The organism is Alkalicoccus urumqiensis (genome assembly GCF_002993335.1).
Taxonomy (GTDB): domain Bacteria; phylum Bacillota; class Bacilli; order Bacillales; family Salisediminibacteriaceae; genus Alkalicoccus; species Alkalicoccus urumqiensis.
Map to the genome: position 1 here is coordinate 1 of NZ_PVNS01000023.1, position 19,080 is coordinate 19,080.

25 protein-coding genes and 1 other annotated feature are annotated in these 19,080 nt (G+C 49.4%); of the genes, 5 read left to right on the forward strand and 20 right to left on the reverse strand.

All coding sequences use genetic code 11. The annotated features are described in order from the left end of the window. Positions 1–171 precede the first annotated feature (171 nt). From C6I21_RS16825 to C6I21_RS15865, 3 genes are all read right to left on the reverse strand, one after another. Positions 172–303: a hypothetical protein gene (locus C6I21_RS16825; RefSeq protein ID WP_280953462.1), complete on the reverse strand. Its 132-nt coding sequence runs from the start codon at positions 301–303 to the stop codon at positions 172–174. Between the two features lie 30 nt (positions 304–333). Then, a complete protein-coding gene (locus C6I21_RS15860; protein WP_105960452.1) occupies positions 334–885 on the reverse strand; it encodes a GNAT family N-acetyltransferase in 552 nt (183 codons plus the stop codon). 138 nt (positions 886–1,023) lie between these two features. Beyond that, a complete protein-coding gene (locus tag C6I21_RS15865) occupies positions 1,024–2,292 on the reverse strand; it encodes a putative glycoside hydrolase (protein WP_105960453.1) in 1,269 nt (422 codons plus the stop codon). Positions 2,293–2,571: 279 nt separating this feature from the next. Here C6I21_RS15865 and C6I21_RS15870 point away from each other — a divergent pair, with 279 nt between their 5' ends. From C6I21_RS15870 to C6I21_RS15885, 4 genes are all read left to right on the forward strand, one after another. Further along, positions 2,572–3,114, forward strand: a complete 543-nt coding sequence (locus tag C6I21_RS15870; RefSeq protein WP_105960454.1) for an HD domain-containing protein — start codon at positions 2,572–2,574, stop codon at positions 3,112–3,114. Positions 3,115–3,330: 216 nt separating this feature from the next. Next, the gene (locus C6I21_RS15875) at positions 3,331–4,320 is read left to right on the forward strand and encodes a sodium:calcium antiporter (protein ID WP_105960455.1); all 990 of its coding nucleotides are present in this window, start codon (positions 3,331–3,333) and stop codon (positions 4,318–4,320) included. A 46-nt stretch (positions 4,321–4,366) separates the two neighbouring features. Beyond that, positions 4,367–4,584: a binding site (T-box leader), on the forward strand. A gap of 88 nt (positions 4,585–4,672) precedes the next feature. Beyond that, positions 4,673–5,662, forward strand: coding sequence for a tryptophan--tRNA ligase (gene trpS, locus C6I21_RS15880; RefSeq protein WP_105960456.1), 990 nt, complete (start codon positions 4,673–4,675; stop codon positions 5,660–5,662). 87 nt (positions 5,663–5,749) lie between these two features. Then, on the forward strand, positions 5,750–6,808 hold the full coding sequence (locus C6I21_RS15885; RefSeq protein ID WP_105960457.1) for an LCP family protein: 1,059 nt from the start codon (positions 5,750–5,752) through the stop codon (positions 6,806–6,808). Between the two features lie 92 nt (positions 6,809–6,900). On the opposite strand, the gene fabF is transcribed toward C6I21_RS15885, so the two are convergent. From fabF to ctaG, 10 genes are all read right to left on the reverse strand, one after another. Beyond that, the gene (gene fabF / locus C6I21_RS15890) at positions 6,901–8,142 is read right to left on the reverse strand and encodes a beta-ketoacyl-ACP synthase II (RefSeq protein ID WP_105960458.1); all 1,242 of its coding nucleotides are present in this window, start codon (positions 8,140–8,142) and stop codon (positions 6,901–6,903) included. A 22-nt stretch (positions 8,143–8,164) separates the two neighbouring features. Next, positions 8,165–9,097 (reverse strand): beta-ketoacyl-ACP synthase III, encoded by a 933-nt coding sequence (locus C6I21_RS15895; RefSeq protein ID WP_105960459.1) that lies wholly within the window; start codon positions 9,095–9,097, stop codon positions 8,165–8,167. Between the two features lie 72 nt (positions 9,098–9,169). Further along, the gene (locus C6I21_RS15900) at positions 9,170–9,496 is read right to left on the reverse strand and encodes a hypothetical protein (RefSeq protein ID WP_181186285.1); all 327 of its coding nucleotides are present in this window, start codon (positions 9,494–9,496) and stop codon (positions 9,170–9,172) included. 61 nt (positions 9,497–9,557) lie between these two features. Further along, positions 9,558–9,743 carry a hypothetical protein gene (locus C6I21_RS16630; protein ID WP_181186286.1) on the reverse strand — a complete coding sequence of 62 codons (186 nt, stop codon included), beginning with the start codon at positions 9,741–9,743 and terminating at the stop codon, positions 9,558–9,560. Further along, a complete protein-coding gene (moaD, locus tag C6I21_RS15905; protein ID WP_181186287.1) occupies positions 9,736–9,969 on the reverse strand; it encodes a molybdopterin converting factor subunit 1 in 234 nt (77 codons plus the stop codon). Before moaD ends, C6I21_RS16630 begins: the two co-directional genes overlap by 8 nt. After that, a complete protein-coding gene (locus C6I21_RS15910) occupies positions 9,966–10,418 on the reverse strand; it encodes a molybdenum cofactor biosynthesis protein MoaE (RefSeq protein WP_425352511.1) in 453 nt (150 codons plus the stop codon). The genes moaD and C6I21_RS15910 overlap by 4 nt, the downstream gene beginning before the upstream one ends. Then, positions 10,415–10,900, reverse strand: coding sequence for a molybdopterin-guanine dinucleotide biosynthesis protein B (gene mobB, locus C6I21_RS15915; RefSeq protein WP_105960462.1), 486 nt, complete (start codon positions 10,898–10,900; stop codon positions 10,415–10,417). Before mobB ends, C6I21_RS15910 begins: the two co-directional genes overlap by 4 nt. Further along, positions 10,897–12,171: a molybdopterin molybdotransferase MoeA gene (locus C6I21_RS15920; RefSeq protein ID WP_105960463.1), complete on the reverse strand. Its 1,275-nt coding sequence runs from the start codon at positions 12,169–12,171 to the stop codon at positions 10,897–10,899. The genes mobB and C6I21_RS15920 overlap by 4 nt, the downstream gene beginning before the upstream one ends. 185 nt (positions 12,172–12,356) lie before the next feature. Continuing rightward, positions 12,357–12,968 (reverse strand): SCO family protein, encoded by a 612-nt coding sequence (locus C6I21_RS15925; RefSeq protein WP_105960464.1) that lies wholly within the window; start codon positions 12,966–12,968, stop codon positions 12,357–12,359. Between the two features lie 13 nt (positions 12,969–12,981). Next, a complete protein-coding gene (gene ctaG / locus C6I21_RS15930) occupies positions 12,982–13,899 on the reverse strand; it encodes a cytochrome c oxidase assembly factor CtaG (protein WP_105960465.1) in 918 nt (305 codons plus the stop codon). 141 nt (positions 13,900–14,040) lie between these two features. On the opposite strand from ctaG, the gene C6I21_RS15935 reads away from it, so the two are divergent. Then, complete coding sequence (locus C6I21_RS15935; RefSeq protein ID WP_105960466.1) at positions 14,041–14,493, forward strand: GNAT family N-acetyltransferase; 453 nt, start codon at positions 14,041–14,043, stop codon at positions 14,491–14,493. A gap of 19 nt (positions 14,494–14,512) precedes the next feature. On the opposite strand, the gene C6I21_RS15940 is transcribed toward C6I21_RS15935, so the two are convergent. The 7 genes from C6I21_RS15940 to C6I21_RS15970 all read right to left on the reverse strand — a co-directional run bounded on the left by C6I21_RS15940 (position 14,513) and on the right by C6I21_RS15970 (position 18,412). Then, complete coding sequence (locus C6I21_RS15940; RefSeq protein WP_105960467.1) at positions 14,513–14,827, reverse strand: AzlD domain-containing protein; 315 nt, start codon at positions 14,825–14,827, stop codon at positions 14,513–14,515. Further along, on the reverse strand, positions 14,820–15,527 hold the full coding sequence (locus C6I21_RS15945) for an AzlC family ABC transporter permease (protein ID WP_245411669.1): 708 nt from the start codon (positions 15,525–15,527) through the stop codon (positions 14,820–14,822). Before C6I21_RS15945 ends, C6I21_RS15940 begins: the two co-directional genes overlap by 8 nt. A gap of 117 nt (positions 15,528–15,644) precedes the next feature. Further along, positions 15,645–15,917, reverse strand: a complete 273-nt coding sequence (locus C6I21_RS15950) for a NifU N-terminal domain-containing protein (RefSeq protein ID WP_105960468.1) — start codon at positions 15,915–15,917, stop codon at positions 15,645–15,647. A 116-nt stretch (positions 15,918–16,033) separates the two neighbouring features. Beyond that, entirely contained in the window at positions 16,034–16,420 is a 387-nt protein-coding gene (gene dhaM, locus C6I21_RS15955; protein ID WP_105960469.1) for a dihydroxyacetone kinase phosphoryl donor subunit DhaM, read from the reverse strand. After that, on the reverse strand, positions 16,417–17,013 hold the full coding sequence (gene dhaL / locus C6I21_RS15960; RefSeq protein ID WP_105960474.1) for a dihydroxyacetone kinase subunit DhaL: 597 nt from the start codon (positions 17,011–17,013) through the stop codon (positions 16,417–16,419). Before dhaL ends, dhaM begins: the two co-directional genes overlap by 4 nt. Before the next feature lie 29 nt (positions 17,014–17,042). Next, positions 17,043–18,047 carry a dihydroxyacetone kinase subunit DhaK gene (dhaK, locus tag C6I21_RS15965; RefSeq protein WP_105960470.1) on the reverse strand — a complete coding sequence of 335 codons (1,005 nt, stop codon included), beginning with the start codon at positions 18,045–18,047 and terminating at the stop codon, positions 17,043–17,045. A gap of 74 nt (positions 18,048–18,121) precedes the next feature. Continuing rightward, positions 18,122–18,412 (reverse strand): hypothetical protein, encoded by a 291-nt coding sequence (locus C6I21_RS15970; RefSeq protein WP_181186288.1) that lies wholly within the window; start codon positions 18,410–18,412, stop codon positions 18,122–18,124. Positions 18,413–19,080 lie beyond the last annotated feature (668 nt).

The window sequence follows — 19,080 nt, forward strand, 5'->3', positions numbered from 1 at the left end:
TGTTTTGTGTGGTAACTTAACAATATCAAAGGGTGTTCTTTTTGTGTAGTAAAATGATGCATAAATGAAGCCCCTCACCAACTTGCTGGTGAGGGGCTATTAGCTAGGGTTTTGTCCCAGCCTCTTTAAAAATGAGTTATTGAATGACAGACGAAGCTGAACGACAATCAATCAGGAAGCTGCGCGCGGCGGAGTTGGTTCTTCTTTTTTCGGAAGTCCATTTACTTCTCCGAGCTTCCGCTTAAGAAGATCTCTCCAAAGCAGCTTTTTCTTTTTCTTGCGAAGTGCCTGTCTGCCTTTCATTGCCCTCACTCCTTTCACTGAATACACTGTTCAGGATTCATCATCATTATAGGTCAGGGCTTTTTCTACATCTTCATAAGGCTTACCGTAGAAATCAACGTCCTTGTACTTGTGAATCGTTTCGTACGTGTGGCACATTTTTTTGTAAATGCTCTCTTCACTCTCATTCTCCGGCGTCCAGAAGAGGATTTCCATTCTGTTTACTTCCCCTGTGTCCAGAGAACGGCGCTTATACCCAATGGAGGAAGCATGCATAAATCCTTCTCTGCGGTAAAACCGCTGTCGTTTTTCTGTATCCGTGTCTTCGTAATCAACGGGCTCCACCTCAAGAATAACTGGTTTGTTCCGCTCTTTCAGGCGGTTGAGGAGTTTGCGGCCGATTCCTTTACCACGTGCTGCTTTAGATACAAACAGATAATCAATAAAGGTAAAGTCCTCCATTTCTACATACATCATAACGTGGTACTGATCCTCGCTCTTTTTATAAATATGCTCTTTATCCCGGAGCAGTGCTTCGATGTGTTCTTTGGATTTCATTTCGTCATCTGGAAAGTATTGATTGAGTTTTTCGTACCAATGCATGCAGAACCCCTCCATTCACTTCTATTATAACGCTTTCCTCCCTGATAGAAAAGACGCTTTAATGTACATTCACGCCGTTTAAAAAGCGGCTGGTACGAATAAACGCATCAGCCGCTCTTGTTCATCCATATCCTTCTGTTAAGCGCCCTCATCCTCTTCTTCGCTATCCTCATCTTCTTCGGATGTTGCTGTAAGCTCTTCCGGTGTCATTCCGAGCATATAATCAACACTTCCGGAATACCGGTTCCCGGCATTCCAAAGGAGGAATTCATGAATTCCATTGTCATAGAGAGCCTGAATCTGCGCCTCTACTTCTGCTTTTCCGTAATTCAGGTAGTTGCCGGAACCAAGATAGGAAGCAGTGAAATCCTGCAGCCAAGGCCGTGAAACCGGAGGATCTTCCAGTGCATCGAGAACGTCGTTTTCCACCTGGGCATATTCATCGACAAGTTCGTACGGATATAGATCCGGCTTATCAATGCCGAAATAAGGACCCCAGTGGCTCGGATAAATCATGGAAGAAATGACATCAACATTTTCTGAAATTCTGGAGAAGTTCTGTCCGATGCCTGGAGCTTCTGAAATGGTTGCAGAGTAGCCGAAAATATCAACCGACACATCCACGTCATACGGCTCCAGTTCTTCACGGGCATACGCAACGAAATCGGTCACAGCATCCACTCGCTTTTCTACGTTTGTGCCGGGATCATCCTCATAGGGACCAGTAGAGTAATCCAATTGATCATCGCGGTTTTCAAACCCTTCCGGAAAGCGGACGTAGTCAAATTGGATTTCTTCAAATCCCATCTCTGCAGCCATCTTTGCTACTTCCACGTTATAATCCCATACTTCCTGAAGGAATGGATTAACAAACGCTTCCCCTCTGCCGTTCGTCCACACTTCACCGTTTTGAGTAAAGGAAAGATCCGGACGGCCTTTCGCCAGAATGCTGTCTTTGAATACGACGACGCGTGCAATAGGATAAATTTCATTCTCTTCCAGTGTCGTCATCATTCCTTCAGGATCTTTGATCAGCGGCTGAGAAATATCGAGATAATCATTACCTTCTTCGGGCTCAAAAGTAATGTAGCCGTCGTCTTCCTTTACGTCAATCACCATAGCGTTCAGCGAAGTGGAATTTAATAAATCCAGCAGATCGTTAAAACGGGACCCGCCTGCCGAGTGACCTGTTACAAAGACACCGCGCACGGCGTCCGGATACTCAAATGTATAGCCTGAATCAAACGTAAACCTTGCGATACTCTCCGGCCACTCTTTTTTAATGATTGAAAGTTCTTTTTTAGCTGCGTCATGTGTATTCAGTATTTCCTGCTCTTCTTCGGCGGAAGCGGTGCTGGAACCTGCTGCAAGCATTGCCATTGATATGTAAATCATCCATTTTTTCATGCTGCTGACCTGCCTTCTGTATAGTAAGTACATTTAATATGAAAAACTGGCTATTTCTCTGCCAAGTAAAATTATACATTTAAGATGCTGTATTACCAATACATTTTCGAGATTTTTCCATAAACCTTTCGTTTGACCCCTCCTATCCTGCTTATTGACATATTTATATAATGTGTGTAACATATATCTAATATATCTTTCTGCTTACGTTTCAAAGAAAGATTTGCCGGGAATAAATTATGCATTCGTCAATAAATATAATCAAAGGAGGACGTAACGATGAGCAGAGTAACACTGCAGGAAATATTTCAGCATCCGATCACGCAGAAATATGTTGGACGTTCAGGAATGGCGCACGCGGTGGCTGTTGCTTATCATGCGTTCAAGTTTGCCAAACTGTACGGCGTGCATCCGGATCTCGCCTGTAAAGCAGCTTTTCTACATGATATCGGTCATTACACATGGTATCGGAACGGTCACTGGGATTATGAGTTGTACAAACAGAACGACATTCATGCAATAAAAGGGGCGGAACGTGCCCACAAGCTTTTGATCCGCCTTGGAGAGCATCCTGCTGCGGCCAAACAGATTTCGCTCGCCGTTCTTTTTCATACAGATTCGTTTCTGCCCGATAATTCGATTGAAAGAGAAGCACTGCAGCAGGTGGTGGCTCTGGCCGATGAAGCGGATGAAGAGCCAGGCGGCGGCCATCATTATAAGGAAATTGCGCCGGAGGAAGCGGAAAGCCTGCTCGTTGAACTGGACCGGATGATCGAAAAATCGGCAGGACAGTATCAGCTGGCAGTCACTGCCGGCTCCTGAAAGTCCGCTTAGGAAGTTGCATCTCTTTTTAGGACATGCTATCCTTAGTCTGAATAAGAAGGGGAGTAGCGGCCGATAGGTCTGCCGTTCGTCAGGACAGCCTCAGGGCTCGGGCGGCAGCGCTTTTCTTAAAGTACGCAAGACCTTTTTACACGGGATACCTGTGTAAAAAGGTCTTTTTTTGTGTTCCGGACTCCCCGGAATGGGAGGAAAATAATGATTTATGCGATCTTTGCTGTTTCCGCGGTCATTACAGTTATTGCTGCGGTCAGGCTCTCCACTTATGCTGATGTCATAGGAGAGCGCACGTCTCTCGGTGGAATGATGGCCGGCACGATTCTTCTTGCCGGCGCCACTTCTCTTCCTGAAGTAACAACCAGCCTTACTGCAGTTGTGGTCGATAATCCGGATATTGCCGTCAGTAACGTTTTTGGAAGCAATCTGTTTAACATGTTTATTCTCGCAGGCGTAGATATCGTATACCGACGGAAAAAAATGCTTTCCACAGCGGACCGGTCACAGCTGAAAACAGGCGGGCTCGGGCTTGTAATGGCACTCTGGATGCTCACGGCCATCCTGTTTCCTTCAGGCATTACTTTTCTTGGGGCAGGCATCGAAGTATATATCCTTGTGCTTCTTTACAGTATCGGGATGTACTGGATTTCAAAAACGTCCGGCATGCCCGATGAAGGGGCAGAACTGACGGAGAGCCAGCTGCAGGCGATTTCGCTGCGACGGGCTAAATGGGGATTCGCCGCTGCAGCACTCGTTATCTTTGTAACGGGCTCCGCTTTATCCATTACTGGAGATTTAATCGCACAGGCGACTGGCATCAGCTCCAGTTTTGTCGGAACATTTTTGATTGCCGGAGCTACTTCGCTTCCTGAGCTGGCAACCGTCATCGTAGCCGTACAGCTTGCAAATTTAAATATGGCAGTTGGAAATATACTCGGATCCAACGTGTTTAATATGCTCATTTTGTTCGTAATTGACATTGCCTACCGGGGCGGTGCAGCAGCGGCGGTCATTCACCCTGTCACAGCCGTTTCGGCCGGAGCCGTTATTTTGATGAATGCAGCTGTTCTTGCCGGCATCTGGTATGTTCAGAGAAGGGATACGGGTCGGAAATCATATGTGTTTCCATCGCTTATTACTGTCCTTCTTTATATTGGTGCGAGCTATGCAGTCTTTACGTTCAGCGGCTGAGTAACTATTGCGTAATTGATCTGCATCCGATATAGTACTTGTATACGTATCAGCGTTTATCAGGGAGAGTATTCCCGGACAGTATGTTCAGAGAGTCTGCGGCAGCTGCGAGCAGATCATACCCCGGTGGAGAATGGGCCTGTCAGCTGGGCAGTTGAATGGAAGTAGACTGCTCCGGAGTGCATCCGTTATCTGCATAACTTCTTGTATGAAGCGGCGTAATATACGCAATAAGGGTGGTACCGCGGTCCATTCGTCCCTATTTTCAGGGGACGGGTGGGCTTTTTTGTGTTCTCCCGCCGGGATCTCTTACCTGAAAACGTAACGTGAATCTATAGACGAGGTGACTGATATGAAAACTGTTTTCTCCGGCATTCAGCCGAGCGGCACACTGACACTCGGCAACTACCTAGGTGCCATGAAAAATTTTGCTGTGATGCAGGATGAAGAGGACTGTCTCTTCTGTATCGTCGACCAGCATGCCATTACGGTTCCACAGAAAAAAACAGAGTTAAAACATAACATCCGCAGCCTGGCGGCTCTATACATAGCAGCAGGTATTTCTCCTGAAAAAGCAACGCTTTTTATCCAGTCTGAGGTCCCTGCCCATGCACAGCTCGGCTGGATGATGCAGTGTATCAGCTATATCGGCGAGCTGGAACGAATGACGCAGTTTAAGGACAAAAGCGACGGCAAAGAAGCTGTCTCCTCAGCTCTCCTTACCTATCCACCGCTGATGGCTGCAGATATTCTGCTGTACGGAACGGATGTCGTTCCAGTCGGAGAAGATCAAAAGCAGCATCTGGAACTGACGAGAAACCTGGCCCACCGCTTCAACACCCAGTACAATGACATATTTACGATTCCGGAAGTGCGTATTCCAAAAGTCGGCGCCAGAATTATGTCTTTAAATGATCCGTTGAAAAAAATGAGCAAATCCAGTCCGAAAGCCAAAAGTTATATCTCTATGCTGGATGAGCCGGAGACGATCCGGAAAAAAATGCGCAGTGCTGTTACGGATTCGGAAAGTATTGTCCGCTTTGATCCGGAAAACAAACCAGGTGTTTCCAATCTTCTTACGATTTATTCTCTCTGTTCCGGTGAATCCATCGAAACGCTGGAAAAGAAATATGAAGGTGCGGGATATGGGCCGTTTAAAGAAGATACAGCTGAAGCTGTCGTGGAAGTTCTAGAGCCGATTCAAAAGAAATACCATGAGCTGATGAAATCAGAAGAGCTGGACGCAATTCTGGATAAAGGGGCTGAAGAAGCATCAAAGCGTGCCCAGAAAATGCTGAAAAAAGCAGAACGTGCAATGGGCCTTGGAAGAGGAAAACGATGAGCAGGGACAAAAGTTGGGTAATTTCTGCATTTTCCTTCTCCTTATACAGAAAAGTCTGGTATAATCACATTTGTTGAGGTGAAGGAAATGCCCAAAAATACAAATAAGCGCCGGAGCATCTGGTGGAAAGCAGGCCTGCTGTTTACACTTCTGCTGATTCTCGGCGGTGTGATGACAGTCTCCTGGGCTGTCAGCGAATATGACCGCGCAAGAGAAAGTACGATACAACAGCTCGAAGAAGAAGGGAAAAGCGTCCCTTCCGAAGAAGAAATTGAATTCAATCCCGAAGAAGCAGAGGATGAGGATGCCGACGAGGAATCTTCTTCCCTCGACTATATTTCCATTCTCCTCGTTGGTGTCGATAACGATAACGGCGCAGAGCGGACGGACACGATTCTGCTCGGGCAGTATCACCCATCCACCGGGGACGTAAAAATGGCTTCACTGATGAGGGACATGTACGTCGATATTCCCGGCCGCGGCAGAAATAAAATCAATGCTGCATTTGCTTACGGTGGCATGGAACTCCTCCGCCAGACCATCAAGGAAAATTTTGATTACGATGTGGATCACTATGCGCAGGTTGATTTTGACGGTTTCGAAGAAGTCGTTGACACACTGGCGCCGGATGGCATTGAAGTGGAAGTCGAAGACCGCATGTATTATGAAGATCGCGCCGGAGATCTGCTGATCGATTTTGATGAAGGCGAGCAGCTAATGGATGGAGAAGAAGCGCTCCAATATGTACGCTTTCGTGCAGATTCAAACAATGATTTCGGCAGAGTCGCACGGCAGCAGCAGATGCTGCAGGTGCTTCAGAATGAACTTTTGAGCGTTTCCGGCATTACACAGGTCCCGGCGCTCCTCGGCTCGATAGAACCTTTTATCAACACGAGCCTGAGTAACGGAAGACTGATTTCCTATGCGAGAGATTTCGTTAGAAACGGTGACAGTACATCGTTTGATTCGATTACCATTCCGGAAGCAGGCGGCTATGAATATGCTACTTACAGCCACGCCGGCTCGGTGCTGGAACCGGATTTTGATTCCAACATTGAGCTGATGGACGAATTCTTCGCTCTGGAAGATTCAGACGAAGAGTCTGATGAGACTGCAGCCTCCGAGCGTCATGGAATGCGTGAATGACGAAATTGCAGCAAAAAAGCTTCCCGCTGTCAGATTAGACAGCGGGAAGCTTTTTATTATAGAGCGTATCGTTTTCAACAATGCTTACGATCTTACTCACTCCATTTTTTAAACAGCAGCGAGACGTTATGCCCGCCGAAACCGAGCGAGTTGCTCATCACAACCTGCAGGTCCTTTTGTTTCGCCTCGTTCGGCGTGACATCCAGATCACACTCGGGATCCGGGTTTTCATAATTAATCGTAGGCGGAACAAGACCTTCTTCCAGCGCTTTCACTGAAAAGATTGCCTCCACTGCCCCGGCCGCGCCGAGGAGATGCCCTGTCATGGATTTTGTGGAACTCATCGACAGGTTGTAGGCGTGGTCCTGGAACACCGTTTTTACCGCCGTTGTCTCATACTGATCGTTGTATTCCGTACTCGTTCCGTGGGCATTGATATAATCAACAGAATGAGCGTCCAGTCCTGCCTGGTTAAGCGCCTGCTTCATGGCGCGGGCAGCACCCTCCCCTTCAGGTGCAGGAGCTGTCACATGGTAGGCATCTCCCGTGGCCCCATATCCGACAATTTCAGCATAGATGTGTGCGCCGCGTTTCTGGGCAGATTCCAGAGACTCCAGAATGAGAATTCCGGTTCCTTCCCCCATAACAAATCCATCGCGCTCTTTATCAAACGGACGGCTCGCAGAAGCAGGATCCGGATTCGTGGAAAGTGCTCTGGCAGCTGAGAAACCTGCAAACGACATCTCGGTAAGCGGCGCCTCGGCACCACCGGTAATCATCGCGTCCGCCTCCCCGCGCTCAATGACCCTGTAAGCATCTCCGATCGAATTTGCTCCGGACGCACACGCTGTTACGGAACAGGAATTGATTCCTTTTGCACCGAATGTAATCGACACCTGTCCGGATGCCATATCCGGAATCAGCATCGGAACGAAAAATGGCGATACACGGCGGTAGCCCCGCTTCTCATACATACGGAACTGCTTCTCATACGTATCCATCCCGCCGATACCGGAACCGATCCAGACGCCGGTACGCTCTGCATTCTCTTCTGTGATTTCATATCCAGCATCTTCCAGTGCCATCGCAGCCCCGGCTACTGCAAACTGCGTAAACCGGTCCATTTTCCGTGCATCTTTTGGATCCATGTAGTTACCCGGATCAAAATCAGCTGCTTCCCCGCACGCTTTTGCTGGAAATTCTGCTTCTTTAAATTTTGTCAGCTCCGATATGCCGGAGCGGCCGTTTCTAATTCCGTCCCATGTATCGTTAATATTCAGCCCGAGCGGCGTTACTGCTCCGCAGCCTGTAATGACAACTCTGTTCTTTGTCATGATGCGCTCCTCCTTCAAATCGTTATTTTCCCCATACCAGTGCCATGGAACCCCATACGAGACCTGCACCGAAACCAACGAGCACGACTAAGTCTCCATCTTTAATTCGTCCTTCATCCAATTCATGCTTTAACGAAAGAGGAACAGATGCAGAAGAGGTATTGCCGTAGCGGTCTACGGTTTTTGACATCTTCTCCTCCGGGAGTTCGAGACGCTGTCGGGCCGCTTCCATGATGCGTATGTTTGCCTGATGGGGCACGAGGAAATCGACATCTTCTTTCGTAAGCCCGGCTTTTTCCACCGCGCGGATGCAGGATTCCCCCATCTGGCGGACAGCAAATTTAAATACTTCCCGTCCGTTCATGAAAATATAATCATCCATCCGGATGTGCGCACCGCCGCTGCCATCAGAGCCCAGCTCGAAAGAAAGGATGCCTTTATCGTCAGCTACCGGCCCGAGTACGGAAGCTCCGGAGCCATCTCCAAACAGTACCGCGGTATTCCGGTCCTGCCAGTTTACCGTTTTTGATAATTTTTCCGTACCGATCACCAATACGTGCTTATATGTCCCTGTTTCAATAAACTGCTTTGCCGTTACCATCCCGTAAATGTAGCCTGCACATGCGGCAGAGACATCCATTGCGGCGGCTTTATCCGCTCCTAGCTGATGCTGCAGCATAGAAGATACCGACGGAAAGCTCTGATCCGGCGTGACTGTTGCTACGATAATCATGTCCAGCTCTGATGCTGAAATGCCGGCGTTATGAAGCGCATCAACCGCCGCATGGTAGCTCATATGAGAGGTTTCAACATCATCACCTGCAATCCTGCGCTCCTTTATACCGGTACGCGTACGGATCCATTCATCCGATGTATCCATCTTCTTTTCCAGATCTTCATTTGTTACTACTGTTTCCGGAACATACGTCCCCATTCCCCAAATTCCAACGCGCATGGATGGAACCTCCTTCACTGCCTCTTGATACGTATCATTATGACCTAGTACTAAAAAAATTGCAAGAGAGGCTTACGGCCTCTCTTCCTGATTCAGCACATCCATCAGCTCGACAAACATATCGTCGACGCGCTGCTTTAACGCTTCTTCTTTTTTCGTCTGAGGTGTAAGCGGGCGGAGCGTTTCGCAGGTGTTCAGAAAAGCCTCCACATCTTTATCGCCGATCTGAGCAATCGCCGTATAGCTGAGAAGCTGTATGTTTGGTTTCTCTTCCCGATGGAGCATCGGCACCATCGGTTCCAGCAGCTGTCTCGCTTTGGAGAACTCTCCTTCTTTTACACTGCTGTACCCATCGAGCACCCGTCCAGCCATTTTATTCATTGCTTTTTCCTGTGACATGGTTATATCCTTCCTTCCTGAAGATGGACTGCGCGCAGCTATCCTTCTGCGGATAGTGCTATTACGATGATTTATCCTGCTTTCGCTGTAGTATTCGCATAAAAAGCCACTCTATGAAGAAAGCACCGCCCAGACCACCGAGGACGGCACCTTCCATAGGTGCACCTGCTCTTAACAGTCCACCATACAGCACAATCGCTGCTGCTGCAAATACGAGAATCCGGAGCACATGTTCCATACTACCCACCGGAGACAGGCGGAAGGAATGCGACCGTATCATCTGCATGTACCGTATCTGTCTCCTGTACAAACTCTTCATTCACAGCAGCCATTGCCTGCTTGACTGTGTAGGCATGAGGGAAGAGAGACAAAACATACTCCCGTACTTCACCGACAGTGGCTTCGTCTTTCTCCCAGACGACTTCTTCCGTGCCGGTCTGATCTTTTAATCCTGCGAAAAAGAGTATTTTCATTCTTCCAGCTCCTCTTTTCCCGGTCCGCCCCGGGGATATCGATTCTTCTCCAGTTGATCGCCGATCCAGGCCGTCCCATCTTCCCATTGTTCTTTCTTCCAGATTGGAACGATCTCTTTAATTCGCTCAATCGCATAGCTGGATGCTTCCATCGCAGCCTGGCGGTGAGGAGAGGAAACGGCAATGACGACCGCTGCTTCTGAAATGTCCAGCCGTCCTGTCCGGTGAGCAATCGCACATTCTGTTTCCTCCCATTTCTCCTGAATTTCACTGCCTATCTGCGCCAGTTTCTTCTCTGCCATTTTCTCATACGCCTCATAGGTTAAATACAGCGTCCGCCGGCCTTTCGTAAATTCCCGCACCGTTCCGATAAAACAGTTGACTGCCCCTGCTTCCGGCTTCGTCACGAGCTGCTGGAGCTCCAGCGGGTTTAACGGCGAATCCGTTATATAATATCGCTTGTTTTCCACACCCATTCCCCCAGTCTGCCGCAGGAGTTGTGCAGTTCCTCCCAGGAGAAAGCATTCTCTCCCCCGGGCACTCCTGCGACTGCTTTCACGTTTTCGAGCGGCGGCCGCTCGATCCCTTCTCTCACTACTTCTATTTTGGCATACGGAGCGTTTTTCCATCCTTCGATCAGCACAATATCCATCCCGAGCCGCTTCATGATGTCCAGCTGCTCTTCCAGCGGGACCTGCCGGGCACAGGTGAGCCGGAGACCCCCTTCTGTCGCCAGTGTCACTGCCTGTGCTCCGCCTTTCAAATGAGCGTAGGTGTCTGTTCCCGGTTCTTCTTCCGGTACGGCGGAAGACGTGCCGTGGTGCTTTACGACTCCGACTGCCAGACCCTCCTTCGTAAACCACTCCGTAAGCAGCGTGACGAGCGTCGTTTTGCCGGAGCTGGAATAGCCGGCTGCCTGTATAATTCTCATGAACCGGCTCTTTTTTCCGGATGCAGTGGTTCTTGAGAGCCAGACGAATGCAGATAAAGAATATCCACTTCATCTCCCTTTTGATATCCTCTTGTACCACCCGGCAGCACGATTAAAATGGATGTGTGCGCAAGTGTAGTAACTGCCTGGGATTTGTCCATGCCCGCAGGCACGCAGACAGTGCTGCCACTGTCGTGAAACGTACCCCGGATAAAGCGGGTGAATGGATTCGGTTTTGAAAAATCCTCTCCAAGTACAGCACGCCCCTTTTGAAGGTACGGTGCTTCGTCCCCCTGTGAAGCCCGGATCCACGGGCCGGCAAACAGTTCAAAACCGACGAAACAGGCAGACGGGTTACCGGACAGACCGAACAGAACTTTCTTTCCGATAACTGCCGCTGAGGTCACACTGCCGGGACGCATGGCAATTTTGTTAAACAGCACGTCTGCGCCGAGCTGCTTGTACACCTCCGGGAGAAAATCGAAATCGCCGACAGAAACGCCGCCGGTCGTTATTAACGCATCGACACTTTCCAGCGCATCTCCAGTACTCCGGACAGCTGATGGAAGATCATCGTCAAGCTTTCCAAGATATACAGTCTCTGCTCCTGCTTCTGCAAGCTGATGGAGCACCATGTAGGCGTTACTGTTTCGAATTTTTCCTGTTTCCAGTGCTTCGTGCGGTTCAAGAAGCTCCGTGCCGGTAGCGATAACGCCGATTCTCGGCCGTCTTCTGACAAGCACCCGGCTGTGACCGAACGCAGCGAGTACCGCCGTAACTCCCGGGTGGACCGTCGTTCCTTTCGTCACGACAACTTCTCCTTCCGCCATTTCACTTGCCTTCCGGACGATGTTTTCTCCTGCTGCACATTCCCGGTAAACCGCCATCTCGCCTGATGTGTCGTTGGATGTCTGTTCCAGCATGATGACTGCATCCGCCCCGGAAGGAATCATTGCACCGGTCATAATCCGGGATGCAGTGCCCGGGGTGACTTCCTTGTCCGGAACGCTCCCGGCACCGATCGTTTCCAATATCTGCAGATGAACCGGTGTGTCTCTTCCTGCCCCTTTTGTATCCTCCGCCCGTACAGCATATCCATCGTACGGAGAGCGGTCAAACGGTGGAACAGCGGCATCTGCCGTCACATCTTCTGCTAAAACGCGGCCTGCAGCTTTTTCAAGCGGCAGCCATTCTGTATGTAAAGAAGCGGCGTGTTCGAGCATCATCCGCTGAGCATCTCTCACTTGAAGCGGTTTTCGTTTTTCAAGCATGAGCAGCACCTCCTCCATTCAGTTTATCAAACTCTATTTCGAAATCCCAACACAGAGACATGGAAAGAAAAACATTCCATGCAGGATGCCGGCATGCTTCTCTAAAATGAAACAGCCGCATAACCATCAAAAAGCCCGGGAAACAACGTATAGTGTCCCCCGGGCTTTCCTATTTAGTACTGTCTTTAAGACGCCACATCTGCTAAATCGTCCATCGTCTGTTCAAGGTCGAAGTTGTCCTCTCCGGAATACATCCGGTGAATCATTCCATCCGGTCCAATGAGGAAAAAGCGCGTAGGATGCATGATGTCCTCGTTCTCAGGCACTTCCTGCAGCGGGGCTTTAAATGATTCCATGGATAGTTCATTGATTTCCTCGGCTGAATAACCGGTCAGAAAATCCCACGTTTCAAAGTCCGCACCGTAGGAATCCCCATAGCTCTCCAGCCGCTCCGGAGTATCAAACTCCGGATCCACGGTGAAGGAAACAAAGCGGACATCCATGCCCTCTTCCATCACTTCCGCCTGCAGTTCTGCCATATTTGGTGTCATGACAGTGCAGACGGTCGGACAGCGTGTAAAAATCGTATTGGCAACCCACCATCCGCCTTCAAGGTCGGACGTAGAGACATCTTCTTCGTGTTGATTGACCGCTTCAAGCTCCGCAATTTCCCACGGTTCTTCCGCCTGCGTCACGTCAATGACCGCTTCCCCTTCCGCCGATTCGGATGCATCTTCGTAAAGGAAACTGCATCCGGTAACAGCCAGAAGAAGTGGCAGCAATCCTAATTTTTTCATGGGTACCCTTCCTTTACTGCGCATTCGGTTCGTACATTTCATATTCCTGATGCACTACTTTCGGTGTTTCTTCCCGGTCCCGCTTCATCCAGGCACGGAACGAAACTCCGATCGCGATGCCGTAAACCAGCTCCTGAACAATTTTCATTAATGCACCGCCGAACTGCTGGTCGTTGGTCGGGGAAAGGAATGTCAGTGACTGACTTCCGCTCAGCAGCGAATAAGGAATATCTGCTCCAGGAGGCAAACAGTAGGCAATCGCCTGGGACCATACTGCAGGATCGGTGTACGTTGCATACAGCGGCTCGCCGGCAAAGATAATCAACGCGCAGGCCGGTGTAAACAATACGCCGCTTGCTACCATGTAGCCGATCTGCTTCAGCTCAGAGAGGTGGAAACGTGTTTTTACCCGCGGAATAATGTGCCACCACATGAGAAGCGCCAGGGCGAACATTCCCAGCTGGTACACGTTATGAAGCCCTTCGTTCGTTAAAAGGTAATCAAACACACCGGGCAGGTGGTAGACAGAAAATGCTGCGTTAAACGAAAGCAGACCGATCAGTGGAAAGCCGACAGCAACAAACATACCGCGCAGCAGCTTAAACGGGCGGAGCCCTTCAAAAAACCAGGAAGGCATGCCGAGTATTAAAAGCGGAGGCGCAATTAAGTAGACAACTGCCATAGCAGTCATGTGCATGCTGAGCATCATATGTCCGAGAACATAAAGCGGTCCGCCGAAACCAATATACACCCCGAGCAGACCGAGATGAAAATAGACGCGTCTTTTTACCGGTACCGGTTCTGCATCTGGTAAGCGGTGCCGCCACTTTGTTATCATTAGAAAGTAAACAGCACTTATTAATGCTAAAATAAGTATAAGTTCAGGTGTCCAGATGGCCCGGGCCGAAAACGTTGAGAAAAATTGTTCCATCGTAGTGGCTCCTTTACATAGTATAATAAAACGAATGCACCTGTACTAGTTATATCATGATTGCTTTGAAAATCCTACCTTGGAAAACGCATCCCCGTGTCAATTCCATGAACGGACTGTGATGAAGGAGTGTGTCAGCAGATGAGAATTTACCGGATTACTAAACCAGCTTCCGAAGAAACGATACAGAAACTCGCCGGTCTGATGATGGAACAGATGGAGCAGCTGAGCAGCCCTCCCCCCATGGATGAACTCGAATCCACCGTCTCACTTGCTCTTTCAGAAAGCTGCGCTTCTGAATTTTTCGCAGCGGAAATCAGCGGAGAATTTGTCGGCTGCGCGTTTTTGAATAAGGGCGTTGCACTTGATAAAGGCGGCACGTACATATGGCTGAATGATTTATATGTGCTGAAAGAAAAACGTCAGCAGGGAATTGCCCGGAAACTTCTTCTGCGCGTCCTTCAATGGGCGGAAGAAGAAGGAATGAAAGGCATTGAGCTTGAAACCGGCATGAATAACGAAGCGACAAAGCGCCTGTACAATTCGCTCGGCTTTTACGATATTATTTCCAAGCGGTACGGCCGGTCGATCTGATCTGAGATTAACCGGCTTTTTAAAGTCCTGTACTGAGTCTCAGCAGGGTGACGAGAAGAATAGCACCGGCGACGACTGCGAGCAGCGGTGCCCGCAGCCAGCTTAGAATCAGGGCTGCCACGCCTCCGGCAAGGGCAGCTGCCATACTGTCGAGTGAATAAAGAATTCCCGGAAAAATCAGTGCACCCAGCACAGCGTACGGTACTCTCGTGAGCATGCGGCGGAGCCAGTCCGGCCAGGATTCCGACGCAGCAGTAATGAGCGGAAGGATCCGCGGAATGTACGTTACCAGCCCCATGCCGATAATCATCCAGATAATGTGTGATTCACTCATGGCTCTTACCCCTCCCTGCAGTAAGTTCGTAAAGCACAACCGAAACGATAACAGCCCCCATCAATGCCCATCCGGTATCCAGAAAAAGCTGGAACACAAAGTGAAAGCCACCTCCCATCAGCGCGAGGATAAGCGCCGGCCTTCCCTCCTGCTTAATCGAAGGGACGAGAAGTGCAATAAACAGGGCAAATAAAGCGATTCCCATACTCTCCTGTACCACTCCGGGCAGCAGACCGCCTGAAAAATACCCAACGCCGGTAAACACGACCCAGCTCGTATAAGCACTGATGCCCGTACCAAGCACGAAGGCCGCTTTAACGGGTGCCGGCTGCACAGAAGAGACAGCAAATACTTCATCCGTCATGAAAAAGCCCATCCCGGCACGGTACAGTCTGGATGTATTCTCCGTCCGCTCATGGATCGATGCACTCATTAACAAATGACGGATATTTACGATAAACGTGGCAAGAATTATCTCCAGTGCCCCCGCACTCAGCGCGATCATGGACAGTGCCATGTACTGGGCTGCTCCTGCAAAAACGACCATACTCATCAGTACCGCTTCCACAGCTGTAAGTCCAGTGGAGCCTGCAAGCAGTCCAAACGTTATCGCAACCGGCATGTAACCGAAAGCAATCGAAAGACCTGCGTGGAGTCCGCGCTGCAGGCCGCTGTCTTCAAGTATTTCTGTCTGTTCCACTATGTATCCCTCCGATCCGTCGACTCTTTCTCTATTGAAAGCATAAGAAAACCCGGCAAAGACGTCAGATACGTCCTTACCGGGCCATACGTTACAGGAATGTTTATCAAGCTTTCTTTATTCGCCGTATACTTTGTTAAAGACAGCTTCCACTTCCGGGAGAAGTGCATCCCATTCTGCGTCCGGTTCTTTATTGACGGTAACAAAATCCTGGAAACCAAAGATATTGTCGACTCCGTCGAGTGTGAGAAGTTCTTTTGCAAGCGGGTGATCTGTTTCCTCCGCATTTTTAAATGATGCGCTGCCGGAACCTTCAAACAGCACACGATCTGCAGTCAATTTCATCGCATTTGGGTTTGGTGTTGCATCAGCTCGCAGGTTTACTGCCATAAAATACCCCTCCTTGAATCGTCTCACGTTATTTTAGCACGGGAGAGGGGGAAATGGAAAGTTCTTTCCCTGTTTCTTCTTGCTCAGGTATTTTTCGGGGCCGTACACGCATGAAACTACGTGCTTTTTCTCATGTCCCAGGCTTTTTCCGCTGCCTCTTTCACTGCAGCTGCATCTTTACCGAATCCGGCTTCCACGACAGCAGCCAGCCCGCCTTCCACTAAAGGCGCATCAGCCAGGAGGACAGGGATGGAGCTGATCTCCGAAGCAATTTCTGCATTCATCCATGCACTGCCGAGGTCCGTTAAAATGACTGCTTCTGTACAGCCCTCCAGCGATTCAATCCCGCGCTGGATCACTTCCGGATTCGTTCCAATCCCTCCGTCCTCCTCTCCGCCGCAGGCGGCGGTTACAGCTTCAGGCTGCATATTTTCGAGAAGTTCCTTGACGCCCTCCGCCAGTTTTCTGCTGTGGGATACAAAGATCAGACCTGTTCTGCTCATGATGATTCCTCCATGACACAGGCGAGCTCCAGGAAAAAGTAACTGGAGGAGACCGCCCCTGGATCAAGATGGCCGATGGAACGGTCTCCGAGGTAGGCTGCCCGGCCTTTTGTAGCCTTCATATCAATCGTATTGTCTCTTGCCTTTTTCACAATTTCTGTCAGCTCCTGCCAGCTGCTGCCCTGTTCTAGTGCCTGAACGGCCGGTTCCCAGACATCCACCATTGTTTTTTCGCCTTCTTCTGCGCGGCCACGCTTCTTAATTGCATCCACTCCGTCGCGGAGTGCCTTCGTCAGCTGTTTGCCCTCCACGTCTTCTTCGTCACCGAGCGCAGAGGCAATTTTCATCAGTGCGGACCCGTAAAGAGGGCCGGAAGCGCCGCCGACTTTGCTTATACAGATCATCGCTGCCGCTTTCACGACGCCTCCGGGCGAATCCGCCGGAACTTCTTCCATTTTGCGGAGCACTTCCTGAAGTCCCCTGTTCATGTTAATGCCGTGGTCGCCGTCGCCGACCGCCTGGTCCAGCTTCGTCAGTTCTTCTTTATTTTTCTCCACCGTTTCGGCGAAGCGTTTGAGCCATTCTGCCGCCATCTGTTTATCCACATGAGCACCTCCGCCGTTTATTTTGCAAAACGCTTCATTGCCGGTGTATCCGCTTCAGCAAAAAGCTTTTCCTCCAGATCCGGGGTCAGCTTCAGAAGCGTCAGCGAAATACCCGCCATCTCAAGAGACGTCATCCATTCGCCGACGATTACGTCTGCTGTTTCAATGCCGTGTTCATCCAGAATTTCTTTCACATCCGAGGTAAAAACGTACTGCTCCATTAACGGTGTACTGCCGAGACCATTTATTAAAACAGCTGCCCGGTCTCCCTTTTGAAGGTGGAGATCATCCTGCACTTTGTCAAAAAGAAGCCGTGCAGTTTCTTTTGACGACAGAATACTTGTCCGCTCCACACCCGGTTCCCCGTGAATACCTGTTCCAATTTCCATTTCATTCTCAGCAAGCTCAAATCCCGGAGTGCCTGCAGCAGGAACGATACAGGGTGAGAGCGACATTCCCATCGACTTGACATGGTGTATTACCTTTTCCGCCGTTTCTTTCACTTCGTCCAGGTCCGCTCCGGATTCAGCTGCAGCGCCGGCAATTTTATGAACAAAAACTGTTCCGGCAATCCCGCGTCTTCCGCTCGTAAAGGAGCTGTCCTCCACAGCAACATCATCATTGACGACCACCTGCTGGACGTTAATCCCTTCCGCTTCAGCCATTTCTGCTGCCATTTCAAAGTTCATCACATCGCCGGTATAGTTTTTGATGACAAGAAGAACTCCTTTTCCCCCATCGACGGCTTTTATCGCTTCAAACACCTGATCCGGTGTAGGAGAGGTGAATACTTCACCGGCTACTGCGGCATCGAGCATGCCTTTGCCTACGAATCCACCGTGTGCCGGCTCATGACCGCTTCCTCCGCCGCTGACAATCCCGACTTTTCCGTTTACCGGTGACTGCTTTCTCACGAGCACTGTCGTATTTTGCAGACGACGGAGATAGGTGCTGTGCGCTGCAGCCATTCCATTAAGCATGTCCTCCACGACTTGATCGACATTGTTCAGGAGCTTTTTCATTCGTTTTTCCTCCCTGGAATGTGGAATATTATACAGAACTATCCTGCCGCTTTATACGACAGGATAGACAGGTATCAGGACTGCTGATTTTTGTTATCGGAATCTTTAATGTTCTCATTATAGTAATTGACGGAAAACTGGGCACCTTCATCAACCATGGAGTTATCCTGAAGGTCTTCCGGATCGGAATGCCCTACTTTCTCATAATAATCAGGTTTACGGTCCTCTTTCGTTTCTCCTTTTACTTCCGCAAGTGCACGCTTTGCATAATGTGCCACTTTCTGACGGTTCTCTTCTTTACTGAGGTAATAGCCTGCTGCACTGATGGCAGAGGCAGCGATGGATTTCTTCAGCCATTTAGCCATAATCTGCGGTTCAGACAACGCTGAACCTTTCCTCACCCCTTTCTCTATTTAGACAGCACAAAAAAACTGTCCTGCTGTACTGTCATATTTCCTATTTTAGTATGCAGTAAACCTATTGAACTGTTTTTGAGAAAGTTACACATGCAGGGAAGTTGTTTAAGGACTGCAAAGCTGGTTTTCCCGGCAGTTTATTAAAGGTTCACTCCGTCCATTATATTTCTTCTGCGCCATTCCCTTTCCGGCGCTTTTTCGTCGACTGGCAGAACGATTGAAAACATATGAGGGCGGTCGTCTACTTTTCTTTAAAACGCGCACGCTTTTACTATTCTTTCCAGGCAGACGGAAGCTTCAGGTTCTAAGCCGGAATGAAATACTGCGGTCTTCCGCGGCACCGCCCGGCACTCTGCAATAAGCCGCTCCTGTTACGTCTGGAGACAATTCCTGGTCCAAAAACCGCTGTTTCAGCCTTCATTTTCACGATTCGGTCGTCCGCTGCCGATACCCCCCACTCTCCTAAACAAAAAAGGCCGTCCCGGATCGATTCGGGGCCACTGAAAAAGTCCTTGATGAAGACTAGAAACGTCCTTGTGGACGTTTCTAGTCTTCTTTGTCTTTTTTTCTCCCTTTTTCCCGGATGATCGTCTATACTTAGTTTACTACTTGGAAAG